This is a genomic window from Haloprofundus halophilus, from assembly GCF_003439925.1.
Taxonomy (GTDB): Archaea; Halobacteriota; Halobacteria; order Halobacteriales; family Haloferacaceae; genus Haloprofundus; species Haloprofundus halophilus.
This window is the reverse complement of sequence record NZ_QQRR01000002.1, coordinates 875239-891589: the sequence shown is the minus strand read 5'-3', so window position 1 is coordinate 891589 and position 16351 is coordinate 875239. Positions and strand designations below refer to the sequence as shown.

The following is a 16351-nucleotide window of genomic DNA, read 5'->3' as shown; positions in this document are numbered from 1 at the left end:
TCTTTTTCGCGTCTCAGTCGTCGGTTCCGGTGGCGTCCGAGCGGAGTCGCTCGAGTTCGTCGTCCTCGCCCAGTTCGTCGAGGACGCGCGCGTGGAACTCCCTGAGGACCGCCGACTCGTCCTCGGCGAGCACCACGTCGCTGGCCATCAGCGTGGCGAGGCCAAACGCCCGCGGCGACGGCGAGGACAGTTCTCGGTGGGTCACGCTCACGTCGCCCGCCCGTACCCCCCGAAGCACCTCGGCGATTCCGGCGACGTTGAGTTTGTCCTCGATTATCTCCCGGTAGGTCTCCTCCATCACGGCGAAGGCGTCGAGGTCCTGCGCGAAGGACAGCAGCATCTCCGAGGACACCTGCTGTTGGGCGGCGGTCTTCTCGTACCCCTTGTACCGCTTCAGAATCATCAGCGAGCGCGTCGCGTTGATTCGGAAGTAGCGCTTCAGGAGGTCCGTCCCCGTGAGCGCCCGTCGGAGCTCCTCGCGGACGGTCTCGGGGTCCAACGACCGAATCGCGTCCGCTACGTCCACCTTCCGATTCAGCGGCATCGAGACGGTGAAGCCGTTGTCGGCGACGGCGACTTTGACGTTCGCGTTCGAGCGCCGGGCGCAGCGGGCGGCGACGAGACGCGAGAGGCCGTCGTTGAACCTCCGGCCGTAGTTCGAGTGGACGTAGAAGTTGCGGCGGTACTCGTCCCTGTCGAGCACCTCCTCGACGGCGAGCCGAGAGCCGGTGCTCACCGTCTCCGGGCCGCCGTAGCGGACCTGTTCGTCGAACGTCCGGGCGACGGCGCGGACGCTGTTCTCGTCCATCGGGAACTCGCGGAGCCACGTGCGGACGCCGGGGCGGCCGCCGCTGGCCAACCGCGCGAGCAGTTCGCCCTGGAACGCCAGAATCTCGCGGCCGAGGTCGTACGACAGCGGCAGGCGCTCGGAGAACCACGAGGGGACCGTCGGCCGCGACGACGTGGGGTCGACGTACACTTTCGAGCCGCGGCGGTAGCTGAACTCGAAGTTCGACCCGCCGAGGACGAACACGTCGCCCTTCTCGAGGGTGTCGAGGTAGTTCTCGTCCAGATTGCCGACCCACTCCTTCGACCCGCGGACGTACACGTCGCAGGTGAAGGAGTCCGGAATCGTGCCGATGTTCGTCATGTAGATGACGCGGGCCAACCGCCCGCGTTTGCCGATTAGCGGTTCGCCCACGTCGAACTCCTCGTAGTGGTGATTTTCGTCGGACGGATCGTCCGACGACGTTCGCGATCCGTCGGATCGCTCACCTCCGTCGGGCGCGTCGTTGGTGTCGCGCCAGATTTTCGCGTAGACGTTCTTCTCCTCGAGCCCCGCGTAGTCGGCGGTGAGATACGCCATCAACCGCTCCCACTCCGCCTCGGAGAAGTCGCGGTACGGGTACGCCCGCCGGAGCGTCGCCTTCACCTCCGCCTCGCGCTTCACCCCGTTTATCGCCATCCCGTACACGTGCTGGCTCGCCACGTCGTAGGCGTTCTCGGGGACGAACACCCGGTCGACGAACCCCTCCTCGGCCTTCTTGAGCATCACCGCGCACTCGACGAGTTCGTCGCGGTCCAGCGCGACGACGCGCCCTCGAACCGTCTGTCCGAGGCGGTGGCCCGCGCGGCCGACGCGCTGGAGCAGCGAGGCGACTGACTTCGGCGACCCGACCTGCACGACGAGGTCGACGTGCGGCATGTCGATACCGAGTTCGAGGCTCGTCGACGTCGTCACCACGTCCAGTTCGCCGGCTTTCAGCTGTCGCTCTATCTCCTGTCTCCGGTCCTTCGAGAGCGACCCGTGGTGACACCCGGAGTTCGACTCGTCGAAGGTCTTCGGAGACCTCTCTCGGAGATTCCGCAGTACTCGCTCCGCGCCCGACCGGGTGTTCGTGAACACGAGCGTGTTCGTGTGCGACGTGACGAGTTCGTGCAGGCGGTCGTAGAACCGCTCCTGGACCTCCTGCCGCGGCGTGTCGACGAGGTCGTCGGTCGGACACTCCAGTCGAACGTCGAACTCGCGGACGAACCGCGTGTCGACGATCTCGTACTCTCGGGGCTCGCCGTCCTCCTCGCCGACGAGGAACTCCGCCATCGTCGACAGCGGTTCGACGGTGGCCGAACAGCCGATGCGCGTCGGCGACGACTCGGTCATGTTTTCGAGCCGTTCGAGCGACACCGACAGGTGCGTCCCGCGCTTGTTCTCCGCGAGGCTGTGAATCTCGTCGACGACGACGTACTCCACCGTCCGGAGTTTCTCCTTGAACTTCGGCGAGTTCAGCAGGATGGCGAGCGTCTCCGGCGTCGTGTTGAGGATGTGCGGCGTCTCTTCGAGCATCCTCTGCCGGTCGGCGGAGTCGGTGTCGCCGTGGCGGATGGCGTGGCGGAGTTCGGCGTCGACGCCGCGGTCGGCCATCCGCTCGGTGATTCCCTCCAGCGGGACCTCCAGATTCCGGTGGATGTCGTTCGCGAGCGACTTCAGCGGCGAGACGTACAGACAGTACACCGAGTTCTTTAGCCCCGCTTCCTCCTCTCTGTCCCGCCGGAACAGTTCGTCGATGATGGCGGTGAAGGAAGCCAGCGTCTTGCCGGAACCCGTCGGCGCGCAGATGAGCGCGTTCTCCCGCTCGTGGATGAGCGGCACCGCCTCGCGCTGCGGCGGGGTGAAGAAACCGCCGTTGCCGGGGACGTACTCGCCGAACTGGTCGACCCACCACTCTCGGACCGCCGGCTCCAACAGGTCGAGCACCGACTCGTCCTCGATGGTCACCGCCTCGGCGTCGAAATCGACACCCGACGCCGCCAACAGCTCCCGACCACTCATTGATTCTTCTGAGAACCGAGGGGGTAAGTGGGTTGTGCCGTACGTCTCCGACGCCTCCAGCCGTCGCCGCGCCGCGGCGCTGCACGTACTATCATGGACGTTAATTACAGTGCTCGGCGCGGTACGTTTCCGCGTGTCATGCGCGAACCGAATCGAGACCACGGAACCGACGGCGAACTCGACAGGAACCGACGACGCACGCTGAAAGCGCTCGGTGCGGCCGGCGCGACCGCCGGCGTCGGCGGCGCGGCGGGATGGAGCGACGTCGCGAGCGCGCTCGGCCGCCGCGGAGGCCAGTCGGCGGTTCCCAGACAGCAGACCGACGGCGCGGTACTGGAGGACCGTTACCTCCGAATCGCGCTGCTGGCCGCCCGCGAGGCGGCGGCGATCCACGACGAACAGTTCGGACAGATAAAGACCGCCGAGACGAAGGCCCCCCAGCAACTCGTCACGGAGGTCGACAGAAACGCCGAGCGGGCCATCCGACAGCGGATACGCGAGGAACTCGGCGACGAGTTCGAGGACGACAACCACGCGCTGTTCGGCGAGGAACAGGGCGGCACGCGCTCGGGCGACTTCGTCTGGATAATCGACCCGCTCGACGGGACGACCAACTACGTCCGCGGCATCCCGCACTTCTGCGTCTCCATCGCCGTCGTCAGGGAGGGCGAACTCCACGCGGGCCTCGTCTACTACTCGCCGCGCGACGAGGTGTACGCCGCCGTCGCCGGCGAGGGGGCGATAAAGTTCGAGGACACCGGCGGGAACCCGACGCAGGTCGAGTCGGTGGTTCCGCTGTCGGTGACGAACGTCTCCACCATCGAGGAGTCGCTCAACTCGGTCGGCTTCTACAGCGGCGCGAGCGCCATCGACCCGCGCTACCTGCTCCTGTTCAGAGAGTTCGTCGCGGAGTCGCTCGGCATCCGGCAGCTCGGTGCCGCCGCGGTCGACATGGTGCTGCTCGCGGAGGGCGCGTTCGACACGTTCTCCTGCTGGGCGCTGAAACCGGTCGACGTCGCCGCCGGGACGCTCATCGTCCGGGAGGCGGGCGGCCGCGTCACCGACTTCCGCGGCGACGACGACGTCCAGACCGTCCTGCGGGGGAACGTGCTCGCCACGAACGGCGAACTCCACGGGTCGGTCCTCGGCCGCTACCGCAACCCGCGGGCGACTCTCGACGACTTGCTGCCCGAGAACTGACGGTCCGTTCTCCGGCTCTCCGCCCGAACCACTTTCGGGGTGTAGCGCGACCGTCTCGGTATGCGCGTCACCTTCCTCGGCACCGGGAGCGCGATGCCGCTTCCGGACCGCGTTCAGACCGGACTGCTGCTCGAACCGAGCGTCGACGGGGATAGCGACGGCGACGGCGCCGACGGGAGCGGAGCCGACGGCGGCGAACCCGACGGACGACCCCTGCTCGTCGACTGCGGCGCGGGCGTCCTCCACCGCCTCAGTCAGACCGACGTGGGCTACGAGGGCGTCGCCACCGTGCTCCTCACCCACCACCACCTCGACCACGTCTCGGACCTCCTGGCGCTCCTGAAAGCCCGCTGGCTCGCCGGCGAGGAACACCTCGAGGTCGTCGGTCCGCCGGGGACGAAATCGCTCGTCGACGACCTGCTGACCGCCTTCGACTACCTGGAGGGCCGAGTCGACCTCGCCGTCCGCGAGGTCGCCGCCGACGAACCGTTCGAGGTCGCCGGGTACTCGGTCGAAGCGCACGAGACCCGCCACTCGGTACCGTGTCTCGCCTACCGGTTCGGCGACGCGTTCACCTTCTCGGGCGACTCGGAGGCGTTCGAAGGGCTCGCGAACTTCGCCGACGGCTCCCGGGTGCTCGCGCACGACTGCTCCTTCCCCGACGAGGTCGACGTGTCGAACCACCCGACGCCGACGCAGTTGGGCGAGGCGCTCGCCGGCCGCGACGTCGACCGTCTCTACCTCACTCACCTCTACCCGCACACCGAAGGAAAGCACCGGGAGATGCTCGACAGCGTCGAGGCGCAGTTCGACGGCGACGTGCGAATCGCCCGCGACGGTCTGCGATTCGAAATCCCTGAATAGACCCCGCCGAAACCGCAGGTAGTGAGCCGCAACGACGCCGCGCTGTTCGTCGGCATCGCCGCCGTCTGGGGGACCGCGTTCGTCGCCACCAAGGCGGCGCTCGACTCGTTTCCCCCGGTGACGCTGGCGGCGCTCCGGTTCTCGCTGGCGGCGCTCGCCCTCTTCGTCGTCGTCTTCGCCGCCCGAAAGAGCTGGGTGCCGAACGGACGCGGCGACTGGCTCCCGATTCTCACCGGCGGCGCGTTCAACATCGGCCTCCACCACGCCCTGCTCTTCGCCGGTCAGCAGTACGTCTCCGCCGCGCTCGCCGCGACGCTCCTCGGGCTGGTTCCGGTCGCAACGCCGGCGTTCGCACGCCTCACACGGCACGACGACAGCCTCTCGGTGACGGGTGCGGTCGGTATTCTCGTCGGCTTTCTCAGCGTCGTCCTCATGGCCCAGTTGGACCCGAACGACCTGTCGGCGAGCGTCGGTGCAGGGCTGGTGCTCGCCTCCGCCGTCGCGTGGGTGCTCGGGGCCGTCCTCACCCGCGAGGACGACGCGACGCTCTCGCCCGTCTCGCTGCAGGCGTGGACGCTCCTCGTCGGTGCCGCGCTCCTCTCGCTCGCGACCGTCGCGCTCCCGGGCGAGTCACTCGCCCCGGCCGCACTCTCCTCAGCGACGACCGACGCGCTCGGATGGCTCGTCTACCTCGCGCTGATTCCCGGCGCGGCCGGGTTCTTCGCCTACTTCCGCCTGCTCGACCGCATCGGGCCGATTCAGGCCGGGCTGTTGGAGTACGCGATACCGCCCTTCGCGGCGTTGTTCGGCTTTTTCGTGCTGCAGGAGACGCTCGACGGGACGACGGTCGTGGGCTTTCTCGGCGTCTTCGTCGCGTTCCTGCTGGTGAAGTCCGACAGTATCGCGGCGGCGCTCGACCGACGCCGGGACCGGGCGGGGTCGGCCGACTCGCGGTCCGATTGATTGCCGACGGTGAGTGTCACGCCGCTCGGAGCACGAAACCCACTTACCCGTCACCGACCAACCTTCTCGTGCTATGTGCCACCACTTCACTACCATCGACGAACTGAGCGAGAACGAGCGCCGCGAGTTGCTGGCAGAACACGACGAGGACGAACTCCGCGAGGAACACACCGACGAGGAGTTGACGAAACTCGGTCTCGAAGCCTGAGCGGAGACACGTCGGACGCTCGCTCGAAACCCTGCTTTTTCCGCCTGTACCCGCCAATAGCGTCGCAGCTACTGACTCGGAAAACCGCTCACCGACCGTCGATTTTCGTCCCCGGCGACTCTCCCGCCAGGAAGGGTCCGACACCGTCCGGACCGAACACGTGCGACGGGGCGTCCAGCGCCAACAGCGCCCGGACTTTGGCGGCCATCCCGCCAGTGACGTCCGTCGACTCGCTCCCGCCGAGCGCCGATTCGACATCTGCGAACGACCGAATCTCGTCGACGACGACTCCGTTCTCGTCGTAGACCCCGGGCACCGTCGAACAGAGGCCGACCCGGCCGGCCCCGAGGCCGTCGGCGAGTCGAACGACGAGTTCGTCGCCGGAGACGACGGTGACGCCGCGGCCCGCGTGCGCGACCACGTCGCCGTGGAGTACCGGGACGAACCCCTCGCCGAGCAGCGTCTCCGTCGAGTCCAGCGGGAGCGAGAGCGACGCGCCGTTCCGGTCGGGTTCGTCGGTGTCTCGCCGCGCCGCGACCGACAGCGGGTGGACCGGCAGCGCCGGGACGCCCCGCGACTGCAACCGGGAGACGACGGCGTCGTTCAGACGCTTCATCGCGGCGTGGATGGCGAGCGCGCCCGTCGCGTCGGCCGTTCCCTCGGTCGTGCTGACGCCGTAGTTGGCGGCGTGGTGGTGGCCGAAACTCCCGCCGCCGTGGACGACGACGAGCCGTTCGACACCCGACTCCGCGATGGCGTCGACGGCGGCGGCGAGCGCCTCGTCGTCGACGGTTTCGGGCGTGTCCTTGTCGGTGACGACGCTCCCGCCGAGTTTGAGGACGGTCGTCATTCGGCCGTCCCCTCGGCGGGCGCGTCGCCGCCGTTCTCGGCCTCTAGACGGACGCCTTCGGTCGCCAACTCCGCGCGGAACACGTCCTCGCAGCCGGGTGTGAAGCGGAGACCCGTCTCCGTCTCCGGCGTCGGGTCGAGCGCGACGATGCAGCCGCCGCCGCCCGCGCCGGTCAGTTTCGCACCGTGTGCGCCCGCGCTCCGCGCCGCCCACACCATGTTGTCGAGCGACCGCGAGGAGACGCCGAGCGCCTCCAGCAACCCGTGGTTGAAGTTCATCAGCTCGCCCAGTTCTTCCAGGAGCTCCTCGTCGGCCTCCGTGCCCTCGGCGTCCGTGAGCAGCGACTCGCCGTGACGGACGATGTCGCCGACAGTCTCGACGGTGTCGGCGGCGAAGCCGTAGCGCTCCTTCAGTTCGCGGACGCCCGCGACCAGCGCGCCGGTGTCGCCCGCGCCGCCGTCGAAGCCGACGACGAACGGGAGGTTCGGGGTGTCTATCGTCCGGCAGTCGTCGCCCTCGACGCGGACCGCGCCGCCCATCGCCGAGCAGAACGTGTCCGCCCGCGACGCCTGTCCGTCCTGGACCTCGTACTCGGCTCTGTAGGCCCGTTCGGCTATCTCCCGTGAGTCGAGTTCGACGCCGAGAGAGCGCGTCGCGGCGTCGATACTCGCGACCACCACCGCCGCCGAGGAGCCGAGCCCAGCACCGAGCGGAATCTCGCTCTCGATGGTGACGTCGAACCCCGCGCCGGAGTCGGAGACGGCGTCGCGCGCCTGCTCGACGGCGGCGTCGACGTAGCCGGTCGCCGCCTCGACGAGCGGCGTCGGCACGTCGACGTCCGGGCGTTCACCCGGCGACTGTCCGTACTCGACGGTGAAGCCGTCGAGGCTCAAGTCCTGCGCCTCGACGCGAATCCGGTCGTCGTCTCGCGGTTCGACGGTGACGGTCGCCCGGCGTTCGATGGCGCAGGGCACCGCGGGTTCGCCGTAGACGACGGCGTGCTCCCCGAAGAGATACACCTTGCCCGGGGCGCTCGAAACGGTCATGGGCGAACAGAGAGAGAGAGTCCGCTTAAGGGTATGCGAATCGAGTCAGGCGTCGTCAGCGACTCGCTCTCGTTCGGGCGAGGGCGTCGGCGCGTGGACGTGTGCCTTCAGGCGAGGTACGACGAACCGGGCGACCGCTCGCCCGACTCCTAACCCGCCGAGCGTCGTCCCCAGCGGGCCGTTTCCGATTTCGAGTCGCGCGCCGCCGACGCCGGCGCGTCCCTCCCCGAGCAGGTCGACCGACGCTCGCGAGAGGACGCCGTCGTGGACGCTGTAACTCGTCGCCCGAGCGTCGAGGGGGACCGGAACCGTCCGCCCCTCTCGAACCACCAGGGTCGTCGCCGTCGCTCCCTCTGTCTCGACGCTCACTCGCATCCCGCCGTCGGCGTCGACGACCGAGATATCGGCCACCGTCTTCGGGTAGCCCCACACCTCTCTCCCGAGCACCTTCGACGCCTCGGTCGTCACGGGCAGCGCGTGGACGTAGCCGCCGATTTCGGTTACGGCTCCGACCCCGAGACGCGTCGCTCTCCGGCGACTGCCCGTCCGCCGGACGACCGGCACGACGACGGCGAACTCCTCGTAGGGGTCGAACCCCTCCACCGACCGGTAGCGAACGCCGGCGAGAACGACGAGACCCGACCGCGGCGCGACGCGAACCGGGCTCAGTCCGTCGGGAACCACGGAGCGGAGTCGCTCCCATCGCGCGGTGAACGTCGCCCCCGCGACGTCTGCCTCGCACCGCAACGGCAGCGAGACGGTGTGACCGGTCGAAAGCGTCGCCGCCTCCTCGTATCCACGCATACGTTCACGGAGGGACGCCGCACGCTTGAGCGTTCGCCGTCTCGCGGGCCGCACGAACGTATTTCCCGGCACGGAACTCACGTGGCCCATGCGACTCACGCTCGACCACGTCCCGTTCGCCGGCACCGATCTCGATTCGCTCGTCGCGGCGTTCGACTCGGTGGGCCTCACGCCGGAGTACGGCGGCGTCCACGGCACCGGCACGACACACATGTCGGTGCTCGGCTTCGACGACGACTCCTACCTCGAACTCATCTCGACGACGCCCGGTACCAGTGCCGAAGCGGCGGGCTTCTGGCCCGAGTACATCGCCGCCGACGGGGGGCCGACGGCGTGGTGTATCGAAGTCGAGAACCCCGCGACGGAGGCCAAGCGTCTCATCGACGCCGGCGCGTCGGTCGACGGGCCGAAGACGGCGAGTCGAGAGCGCGACGACGGCACAGTCGTCGAGTGGGACATGCTGTTCGCCGGCGACGGGCGAGAGCGGGAACTCCTGCCGTTCGCCATCGCCGACCGGACGCCGAAATCTCGGCGGGTGACCCCGACGCCGAGTGTCGCCGATGGCCCGCTCACCGGCGTCGCGGCCGTCGTCCTCGGCGTTCACGACGTGGGCGAGGCGAGCGAGTTATTCCGTCAACTCTACCGATTTCCGTCGGCCGAACCCCTGGACGGCAGCCCGAGGGAGTGGTCGCTGTCGCGCGTCCCCGGTCAGCCGGTGTTCTTCGCCGAACCGAGTGGCGAAACGTCGTCGCTGGCGCGTCGACTCGCCGAGCTCGGACCGGGACCGTGCGCGTATCTCCTCGGGACCGAGAGCCTGGAGGAGGCGGCGGCGACGTACGCGCTGACGGATTCGGAGAACTGGGGCGACTCGTCGGTCGCCTGGTTCGACGCGCCGCGTCTCGACGGGTCGGTCGGCGTCATCGACTAACTCCCTACGAGTCGGCGAGCCGCCGCGAAACGTCCTCGGCGAGACGCGGGAACAGCGCCGCGGAGAGAACACCGACCACGAACGCGAAGCCGACGGATTCGAGCGGGAGTCCGAGTTCGCCGGATATCGCCGCGCCGCCGTACCCCGCGAGCGCGAGCGCGGCGTTGAAGTAGAGGAAACGAAGGAGGACGAGCGACGGCGCGAGCGTCACCCACCCCGGAACGTCGGAGCCGAGCGGCGTCACCCAGCCGCCGCGGATGACCGCCGCGACGACGACCATCGTCAGCCACGCGACCAGCGTGGCGGTTCTCGCGCCGAACGGGCGGATGTCGCCCAGCATGTACACCGCGAGTATCGCCGGGAGCGCCGACACCGAAATGTCCGCGAACGCGTAGGCCACGTCGTCGAGGAACAGTCCGACCGCGTCTTTCTCGACTTTCACGCCCTCGCCGTGGCCGGACCAGCCCCACCGCTGTCGGCTCTCGGCTGTTTCGGTCGTCCGGCCGGGCGGCGGATCGTCCATGCGTTCGATAGGTGCCGCTATCGGCTTAGAATCGTCGGAAAATGGAACGGGAATCTCGTCGTCGAAATCGGGCCGCTCAGATGCCTTCCTCGAAGTCTTCGAGGGCGTAGACGGTGTCGGTGCCGCGGCGGTCGAGCGTCTCGTTGGCGAGCAGCCAGTAGACGACCGACAGCGCGCGGCGACCTTTGTTGTTCGTCGGGATGACGAGGTCGACGTTCGACAGCTGGTTGTTCGAGTCGCACATCGCAATGACCGGGATGCCGACCGTGATGGCCTCCTTGACGGCCTGAGCGTCGCCGATGGGGTCGGTGACGACGACGACGTCCGGTTCGATGTAGCCGCGGTAGTCGGGGTTCGTCAGCGTGCCGGGGATGAAGCGGCCCGTGCGGGCGCGCGCCCCGATGGCGTCGGCGAACTTCTCGGCCGGGAACCGACCGTACTGACGCGAGGAGGTGACGAGCACCTGCTCGGGGTCGTAGTTGGCGAGGAAGTCCGCGGCCGTGCGGATGCGCTTGTCGGTCTGGCTGACGTCGAGGACGTAGAGACCGTCGTCGCGGACGCGGTGGATGAACCGCTCCATGTCCTTGGTCTTCTGCTGGGTCCCGATGTGGACGCCCGCCTGGAGGTAGTCCTCCACGGGGATGAGGAGGTCCGCCTCGTCGTCGGGCATGACATCCTCGTCGAACATCGGACCGTCGTCTGTTTCTTCTTCGGCCTCGGGGGCCTCGTCGGCTCCCTCGGCGGGCAAGTCGTCGTCCGCCTCGATGTCGGGGTCGACCTCGGGTTCGGCACCGGCCTCGCCGGTGGCTTCCTCCTCGATCTCCTCCTCGGCGGTCTCGAGTGCTTCGTTGTCGTTTTCGGTCATACTGCGTCGTCCGCGATGCGGATGAGTTCGTTGAGTTTGGCAGTTCGCTCGCCGCCGACCGCGCCCGTCTTGATGAACGGGGCGGCCGTCGCCACGGCGAGGTGTGCGATGGTCGTGTCCTCCGTCTCACCGGAGCGGTGCGAGATGACGGAGTCGTAGCCGTGCTTCGTCGCCAGTTCGATGGCGTCGAAGGCGTCCGACAGCGTTCCTATCTGGTTCGGCTTGATGAGGATGCTGTTGGCCGCGCCCTCGTCGATACCCGTCTGCAGGCGCTCGACGTTGGTGACGAACAGGTCGTCGCCGCAGACGAGCGTCCGGTCGCCGACTCTGTCGGTGAGCTCGGCGAAGCCCTCGTAGTCGTTCTCGTCGAGGGGGTCCTCGACGTAGACGAGGTCGTACTCGTTCACGAGGTCGGCGATGTAATCTATCTGCTCGTCGGTCGAGCGCTCCTCGTCGCCGTAGCGGTAGACGTCGTCGTCCTCGTCGTACAGCTCCGCGGCGGCGACGTCGAGGCCGAACCGAATCTCGAAGCCGAGGTCGTCTTCGACGTCGGAGACGGCCTCGTCGACGATTTCGAACGCTTCGCTGTCGTCGACGGCGGGTGCCCACGCGCCCTCGTCGCCTTTCGCGGCGGCGATGTCTCGGTCGTCGAGAATCTCGGCGACGCGCGCGTGGACCGCGGCGTTGGCGAAGACGGCCTCGTCGATGCTCGGCGCGCCGACGGGCGCGGAGAGGAACTCCTGGATGTGCGTCGCTTTGGCGGCGTGTTCGCCGCCGCCGACGACGTTCCCGAGCGGCGTCGGGAACTCCTCGCCGCGGAACGCGCCGCCGAGGTGCTGGTACAGCGGCGCACCGAGCACGTCGGCGCCGGCTTTCGCGGCCGCCATCGAGATGGCGACGGCGCTGTTGGCACCGATCTCGGAGAAGTTGTCGGTGCCGTCGGCGGCGCGGAGCGCGTTGTCGACTTCGCGCTGGTTGCCGGCGTACACCTCGCCGACGAGTCGCGGGAGCGCGCGGTCGCGCGCCGACGCGATCGCCTCGCTCGGGGGCAGTTCGATGGCTTCGTACTCGCCGGTCGACGCGCCGCTGGGCGCGGCCGCGCGGCCGAAGCCGCCGGACTCGGTGAGCACGTCGGCCTCGACGGTCGGGTTGCCCCGCGAGTCGAGCACGCGGCGGAGCCGAACGTCGGTGACGAGCGTCATCTACGTCTCTCCCCGCCGGACGGTGAACGGCAGCACGCCGGCGTCGTACTCCTCGGCCGCGATGAGGATCGGTTCGCTCTGTTTCGATTCGACGAGCACCGGCGCACCGTAGCTGATCTGCAGCGCTCGTGCGCCGAGGATTCGCGCCTTCTCGTACCGATTGTACTGTTGCATCATTGGTACGGGGCCACCACGTCGACGAGGTCTTTGTGCGACACCATCATCCGCCGGCAGCACGCCCGCTCGATGCCGAGTTCGTCGAGAACTTCGGCGGGGTCTTCGTCACCCTCGCGGGCGCGCGCTTTGAACTCTTCCCAGTGTTCGGCGACGACGTTGCCGCACGTGAAACACCGGACGGGTATCATCATGGTTGGGTCACCTCAGCGGTAGGACTTCTGGTAGCGGGCGCGAGCGCCTGGGCCGCCCCACTTTTTGGATTCGGACTGGCGAACGTCGTTGACCAGAAGCGACCGGTCGAACTCCATGTACGCGTCGCGGAGTTCGGCGTCGTTGAAGTACTGCACCAGTCCGCGGGCGATGGCCGTGCGGGTGGCGTCCGCCTGCCCGCTGAAGCCGCCGCCGTTGACGCGCACGTCGATGTCGACGTCGTCGCGGAGTTCGTCGCCGGCGATGCGGAACGGCTCCAGCATCTTCAGGCGAGCGATTTCCGGGTCGACCAGCTCGACGGGCCGGGAGTTGATTCGTACGCGACCCTCGCCCTCGCGCACGGTGGCGCGGGCGACGGCCGTCTTCTTCTTACCGCTCGTGTTGGTTACCATGTGACGTTAGCACCTAGTTTTTCGGAGATCTCTCCGAGGGAGATGAACTTGATGTTCGAGAGTCGGTCCAGCGACGTGCCGTCGAGCACTTCGCCGTCCTCGTCGTACGGGTTGTCGAGGTAGACGCGGACGTTCTCGAACGCCTCGCGGCCGCGCGGCGTCTTGTACGGAAGCATGCCGCGGATGCCGCGCTTGAAGATCCGGTCGGGACGCTTCGGGTAGTACGGACCGCGGTCGGAGCCGACCTCCGCGCGCTTCCGGTAGACGCTCATCACGTCCTCGTCGCGTCCGGTGATGACCGCGCGCTCGGCGTTGACGACCGCGACGCGCTCGCCGTCGAGCGCGCGCTGGGCTACCTCGCTGGCGACGCGACCCATGATGCAGTCGCGCGCGTCGACGATGACGTCGGCTTCGAATTCGGCGTAGCTCATCGAATCACCCGGACGTTGGATCCTTCGGGGTTCTGTTCTGCGACCTGTTCGAGCGTCAGCACGTCACCGACCTGTTCGATCTTCTTGCGGGCGGTGCCCGAGAAGTCGACGGCTGCGACCGTGACGTTCTTCTGCAGCACACCACTCCCCAGCACCTTGCCGGGGACGACTACGGTTTCGTCTTCCTGCGCGTACCGCTCGATGCGGCCGAGGTTGACTTCCGCGTGGGTGCGCCGTGGCTTTTCGAGGCGGTCTGCGACGTCACGCCAGACTGCGGCGTCAGCGTCGCGCGAAACCGCCTTTAGCTCGGCGATGAGACTCGTGAGTCTCGGGTTCGTCTTGCTACTCATGATGAAGTAACCTCCTGAGAAGGGGAGTGCAGGGAGCAGGATTTGAACCTGCGGACTCCTATGAGACAGCGCCCTGAACGCTGCGCCGTTGGCCAAACTTGGCTATCCCTGCACGCGATTTGGTGTTCTCTCCGCCCCTTCAAACCACTTTCGGTCCGACGCGCCGCCGACCCGAGGGTCGTCGCCGCGTCTGCCGACAGCACCGTCGCTCGTCGGGCCTCGGAGGCGCCACCGGAGCAGTGGCGCCGCTGAAGCGACCGAAGCGAACGTCGGTGCGTGGTTGAGGGGGTCATCTGTACTAGTTGCTTAGACCGCGACCGCGTCTTCGAGTTCCGCCGCGCGCGCGTCAATGGAGTCGATGGCGCGCAGCAGCAGTTCGTCGGCGCTGAACGAGCCGTCCGTCTCCACGTGGAAGACGAACGCGCCGGGGACGTCCGTCACCTCGACTTCCTTGCCGGGGTAACGGTTCGTGAGGTCGTTGTCGAACTCGTCGGTTGCGACGAGTTCGCCCTCCTCCGTCTCGATGACGCCCCGGAGGATGTTCGGCTCCTCCTCGTCGAACTCGCCGGCGTCGCCGACGACCTCGACCTTCTGCAGGTGTCGGTAGCCGACGGCCACGCCGCCCTGGTGTTTGGCGTGGGACTTGCCGGTTTCGAGGACCGCGTCGGCCTCGAACTCGAGGCGCTGGCCCTCTTTCAGTTCGATGATGGGGATGTTCTCGTCGGCGGGCTGGACCAGCTCGTCGCTGGTCTCGATGTCGCCGGAGTACGCCGTCGCCGGTCCTTCGACGTCGAGCGCCAGCGTCACTTCGTCGCCGACCTCGAAGTCGTCGAGGGGCGTCGTCAGCGGCACGAGGCCCAGTCGAAGTCCGATCATCTCGTCGAACATCACCGACGAGTTTTCGACGAACCGGACGGTGTCGATGGACAGCGTCGGGACGTCGGTGATCATCGCGCGGCGGATGCCGTTGGCTATCGCGGGCGTCAGCCCACGGACGACGAACCGCGCCGACCGTTCTTCGCGTTCGATGAACTCGACCTCGAACTCGTCTGCCATCGTTTTCAGAACCTACGGTTTTTGGGAGCGCGCGTGCCGTCGTGCGGAATCGGCGTCACGTCTTCGATGCGGCCGATTTCGAGTCCGGCACGGGCGAGCGCTCGGATAGTTGCCTGCGCGCCGGGGCCGGGGGACTTGTTGAGGTTCCCGCCGGGACCGCGAACGCGGACGTGAACGCCGTCGATGCCCGCCGCCCTGACCTCCTCGGCCACGACTTCGGCCATCTGCATCGCCGCGTACGGCGACGCTTCGTCACGATTCTGCTTCACCACGGTCCCACCGCTGGACTTAGCGATGGTCTCGGCACCGGTCTGGTCGGTGATGGTGATGAGCGTGTTGTTGAACGATGCGTACACGTGGGCGATGCCCCACGTCTCTTCACTGGTTTCGCTCATTCTTGTCCCTCTGCGCGCTCAGGATGTAGTTCGTCCGCGAGCGGCGAGTTCTCCTCGAAGCTCACGGTGGACTCTTCGCCGACCTCGACCTTCTTCGAGGGGACGGTGACCCGTGCGCCCTCGACGGTGACGTGGCCGTGGGTGATGAACTGTCGCGCCTGCTTCGGCGTGTTGCCGAGGCCTTTTCGGTAGGCGACCGTCTGGAGACGGCGTTCGAGCAGGTCGGTGACGTCCAGCGAGAGGATCTCGCTGATGTCGTCGGAGTCGTTCAGGATGCCGAGTCGGCGCAGGCGGTCGAGGAACTCCGCGCCCTCGATGCCGGCCTCGTCGATGTCGCCCTGTGCGTCGCCGAGGAGGCGTCGGGCCTCGCGGCGGAACGAGCGCAGTTCCGACTGCGCGCGCCACAGTTCTTCCTTGTTCTTCAGTCCGTAGCGGCCGAGCAGGTCGCCCTCGCGGGCGATGCGTTCGCCCTGGTACGGGTGGTTCGGCGTCTCGTAGGACTTGGTGTTCTTGCCGGTACTCATTCGTCGTCACCGCCTTCCTCTGCTTCCGCTTCCTCGCGGATGGCTTCGACGTTGACGCCGATGGTTCCCTCGGTGCGGCCGGTGGACTTCGTCCGCTGGCCGCGGACCTTCTGGCCGCGCTGGTGCCGGATACCCTTGTAGGAGTTTATCATCTGCATCCGGTTGATGTCGTGGCGGCGTTTCTGCTGTAGGTCGTTACCGATTCGGTGCGTCGTCTCACCGGTGTAGAAATCGTTCTGCCGGTTAGTGAGCCACGGGGGAACCTCGTTTGCGAGGTTTTCGACGGCCGAAACGACGGCGTCGATGTCCTCCTCGTCGAGGCGACCGAACGTCGCGGTTCGGTCGACACCCGCGGTCTCGGCGACGATGCGCGCGGTGCGCTTGCCGATACCGTTCATCTCTGTCAGGCTCCGCTCGACCGTCTTCGTCCCGTCGAGGTCCGTCTGCCCGATGCGGACGAAGTATCGGAGGTTCTCCTCCTCCTCTTCGGTCGAGCCGTCCTGTGGTTCTTCTGCACTCATAGTGGAATGTGG

21 protein-coding genes and 1 tRNA gene are annotated in these 16351 nt (G+C 67.7%); 5 read left to right on the top strand and 17 right to left on the bottom strand.

Annotation, left to right across the window (positions count from 1 at the left end; all coding sequences use genetic code 11):
• Positions 1 to 13 precede the first annotated feature (13 nt).
• Entirely contained in the window at positions 14 to 2830 is a 2817-nt protein-coding gene (locus DV709_RS14255; protein WP_117595067.1) for an ATP-dependent helicase, read from the bottom strand.
• Positions 2831 to 2968: 138 nt separating this feature from the next.
• Here DV709_RS14255 and DV709_RS14250 point away from each other — a divergent pair, with 138 nt between their 5' ends.
• The 4 genes from DV709_RS14250 (at position 2969) to DV709_RS18320 (ending at position 6065) form a co-directional block, all read left to right on the top strand.
• Positions 2969 to 4030, top strand: a complete 1062-nt coding sequence (locus tag DV709_RS14250) for an inositol monophosphatase family protein (RefSeq protein ID WP_157972747.1) — start codon at positions 2969 to 2971, stop codon at positions 4028 to 4030.
• 60 nt (positions 4031 to 4090) lie between these two features.
• Positions 4091 to 4894: an MBL fold metallo-hydrolase gene (locus DV709_RS14245; RefSeq protein WP_117595065.1), complete on the top strand. Its 804-nt coding sequence runs from the start codon at positions 4091 to 4093 to the stop codon at positions 4892 to 4894.
• Between the two features lie 21 nt (positions 4895 to 4915).
• On the top strand, positions 4916 to 5857 hold the full coding sequence (locus tag DV709_RS14240; RefSeq protein ID WP_117595064.1) for a DMT family transporter: 942 nt from the start codon (positions 4916 to 4918) through the stop codon (positions 5855 to 5857).
• A gap of 73 nt (positions 5858 to 5930) precedes the next feature.
• Positions 5931 to 6065, top strand: a complete 135-nt coding sequence (locus DV709_RS18320) for a hypothetical protein (RefSeq protein WP_256360030.1) — start codon at positions 5931 to 5933, stop codon at positions 6063 to 6065.
• Positions 6066 to 6153: 88 nt separating this feature from the next.
• Here the strand turns inward: DV709_RS18320 and DV709_RS14235 are convergent, their stop codons facing one another.
• Genes DV709_RS14235 through DV709_RS14225 form a run of 3 tightly spaced genes read right to left on the bottom strand, consistent with a single transcriptional unit; the run spans position 6154 to position 8765 of the window.
• Entirely contained in the window at positions 6154 to 6915 is a 762-nt protein-coding gene (locus DV709_RS14235; protein WP_117595063.1) for an isopentenyl phosphate kinase, read from the bottom strand.
• Positions 6912 to 7961 (bottom strand): mevalonate kinase, encoded by a 1050-nt coding sequence (mvk, locus tag DV709_RS14230; RefSeq protein ID WP_117595062.1) that lies wholly within the window; start codon positions 7959 to 7961, stop codon positions 6912 to 6914. Before mvk ends, DV709_RS14235 begins: the two co-directional genes overlap by 4 nt.
• 45 nt (positions 7962 to 8006) lie before the next feature.
• A complete protein-coding gene (locus DV709_RS14225) occupies positions 8007 to 8765 on the bottom strand; it encodes an acetoacetate decarboxylase family protein (protein WP_157972746.1) in 759 nt (252 codons plus the stop codon).
• An 88-nt stretch (positions 8766 to 8853) separates the two neighbouring features.
• On the opposite strand from DV709_RS14225, the gene DV709_RS14220 reads away from it, so the two are divergent.
• Positions 8854 to 9693: a VOC family protein gene (locus tag DV709_RS14220; protein WP_117595060.1), complete on the top strand. Its 840-nt coding sequence runs from the start codon at positions 8854 to 8856 to the stop codon at positions 9691 to 9693.
• 4 nt (positions 9694 to 9697) lie between these two features.
• On the opposite strand, the gene DV709_RS14215 is transcribed toward DV709_RS14220, so the two are convergent.
• From DV709_RS14215 to DV709_RS14155, 13 genes are all read right to left on the bottom strand, one after another.
• Positions 9698 to 10216: a hypothetical protein gene (locus DV709_RS14215; RefSeq protein ID WP_117595059.1), complete on the bottom strand. Its 519-nt coding sequence runs from the start codon at positions 10214 to 10216 to the stop codon at positions 9698 to 9700.
• Between the two features lie 76 nt (positions 10217 to 10292).
• Positions 10293 to 11081, bottom strand: a complete 789-nt coding sequence (gene rpsB / locus DV709_RS14210) for a 30S ribosomal protein S2 (protein WP_117595058.1) — start codon at positions 11079 to 11081, stop codon at positions 10293 to 10295.
• Positions 11078 to 12283 carry a phosphopyruvate hydratase gene (gene eno / locus DV709_RS14205; RefSeq protein WP_117595057.1) on the bottom strand — a complete coding sequence of 402 codons (1206 nt, stop codon included), beginning with the start codon at positions 12281 to 12283 and terminating at the stop codon, positions 11078 to 11080. Before eno ends, rpsB begins: the two co-directional genes overlap by 4 nt.
• Positions 12284 to 12460, bottom strand: coding sequence for a DNA-directed RNA polymerase subunit K (locus tag DV709_RS14200; protein WP_117595056.1), 177 nt, complete (start codon positions 12458 to 12460; stop codon positions 12284 to 12286).
• On the bottom strand, positions 12457 to 12651 hold the full coding sequence (locus DV709_RS14195; RefSeq protein ID WP_117595055.1) for a DNA-directed RNA polymerase subunit N: 195 nt from the start codon (positions 12649 to 12651) through the stop codon (positions 12457 to 12459). The genes DV709_RS14200 and DV709_RS14195 overlap by 4 nt, the downstream gene beginning before the upstream one ends.
• Positions 12652 to 12663: 12 nt before the next feature.
• Positions 12664 to 13062, bottom strand: coding sequence for a 30S ribosomal protein S9 (locus DV709_RS14190; protein ID WP_117595054.1), 399 nt, complete (start codon positions 13060 to 13062; stop codon positions 12664 to 12666).
• Entirely contained in the window at positions 13056 to 13493 is a 438-nt protein-coding gene (locus DV709_RS14185; protein ID WP_117595053.1) for a 50S ribosomal protein L13, read from the bottom strand. The genes DV709_RS14190 and DV709_RS14185 overlap by 7 nt, the downstream gene beginning before the upstream one ends.
• Positions 13490 to 13843, bottom strand: a complete 354-nt coding sequence (locus DV709_RS14180) for a 50S ribosomal protein L18e (protein ID WP_058582897.1) — start codon at positions 13841 to 13843, stop codon at positions 13490 to 13492. Before DV709_RS14180 ends, DV709_RS14185 begins: the two co-directional genes overlap by 4 nt.
• Positions 13844 to 13870: 27 nt before the next feature.
• Positions 13871 to 13955 (bottom strand) — tRNA-Leu (locus tag DV709_RS14175).
• Positions 13956 to 14149: 194 nt separating this feature from the next.
• Positions 14150 to 14899: a DNA-directed RNA polymerase subunit D gene (locus tag DV709_RS14170; RefSeq protein WP_117595052.1), complete on the bottom strand. Its 750-nt coding sequence runs from the start codon at positions 14897 to 14899 to the stop codon at positions 14150 to 14152.
• A gap of 5 nt (positions 14900 to 14904) precedes the next feature.
• The gene (locus DV709_RS14165) at positions 14905 to 15294 is read right to left on the bottom strand and encodes a 30S ribosomal protein S11 (RefSeq protein WP_117595051.1); all 390 of its coding nucleotides are present in this window, start codon (positions 15292 to 15294) and stop codon (positions 14905 to 14907) included.
• Complete coding sequence (locus DV709_RS14160) at positions 15291 to 15818, bottom strand: 30S ribosomal protein S4 (RefSeq protein ID WP_117595050.1); 528 nt, start codon at positions 15816 to 15818, stop codon at positions 15291 to 15293. Before DV709_RS14160 ends, DV709_RS14165 begins: the two co-directional genes overlap by 4 nt.
• Positions 15815 to 16339 (bottom strand): 30S ribosomal protein S13, encoded by a 525-nt coding sequence (locus tag DV709_RS14155; RefSeq protein WP_117595049.1) that lies wholly within the window; start codon positions 16337 to 16339, stop codon positions 15815 to 15817. The genes DV709_RS14160 and DV709_RS14155 overlap by 4 nt, the downstream gene beginning before the upstream one ends.
• Positions 16340 to 16351: the final 12 nt, after the last annotated feature.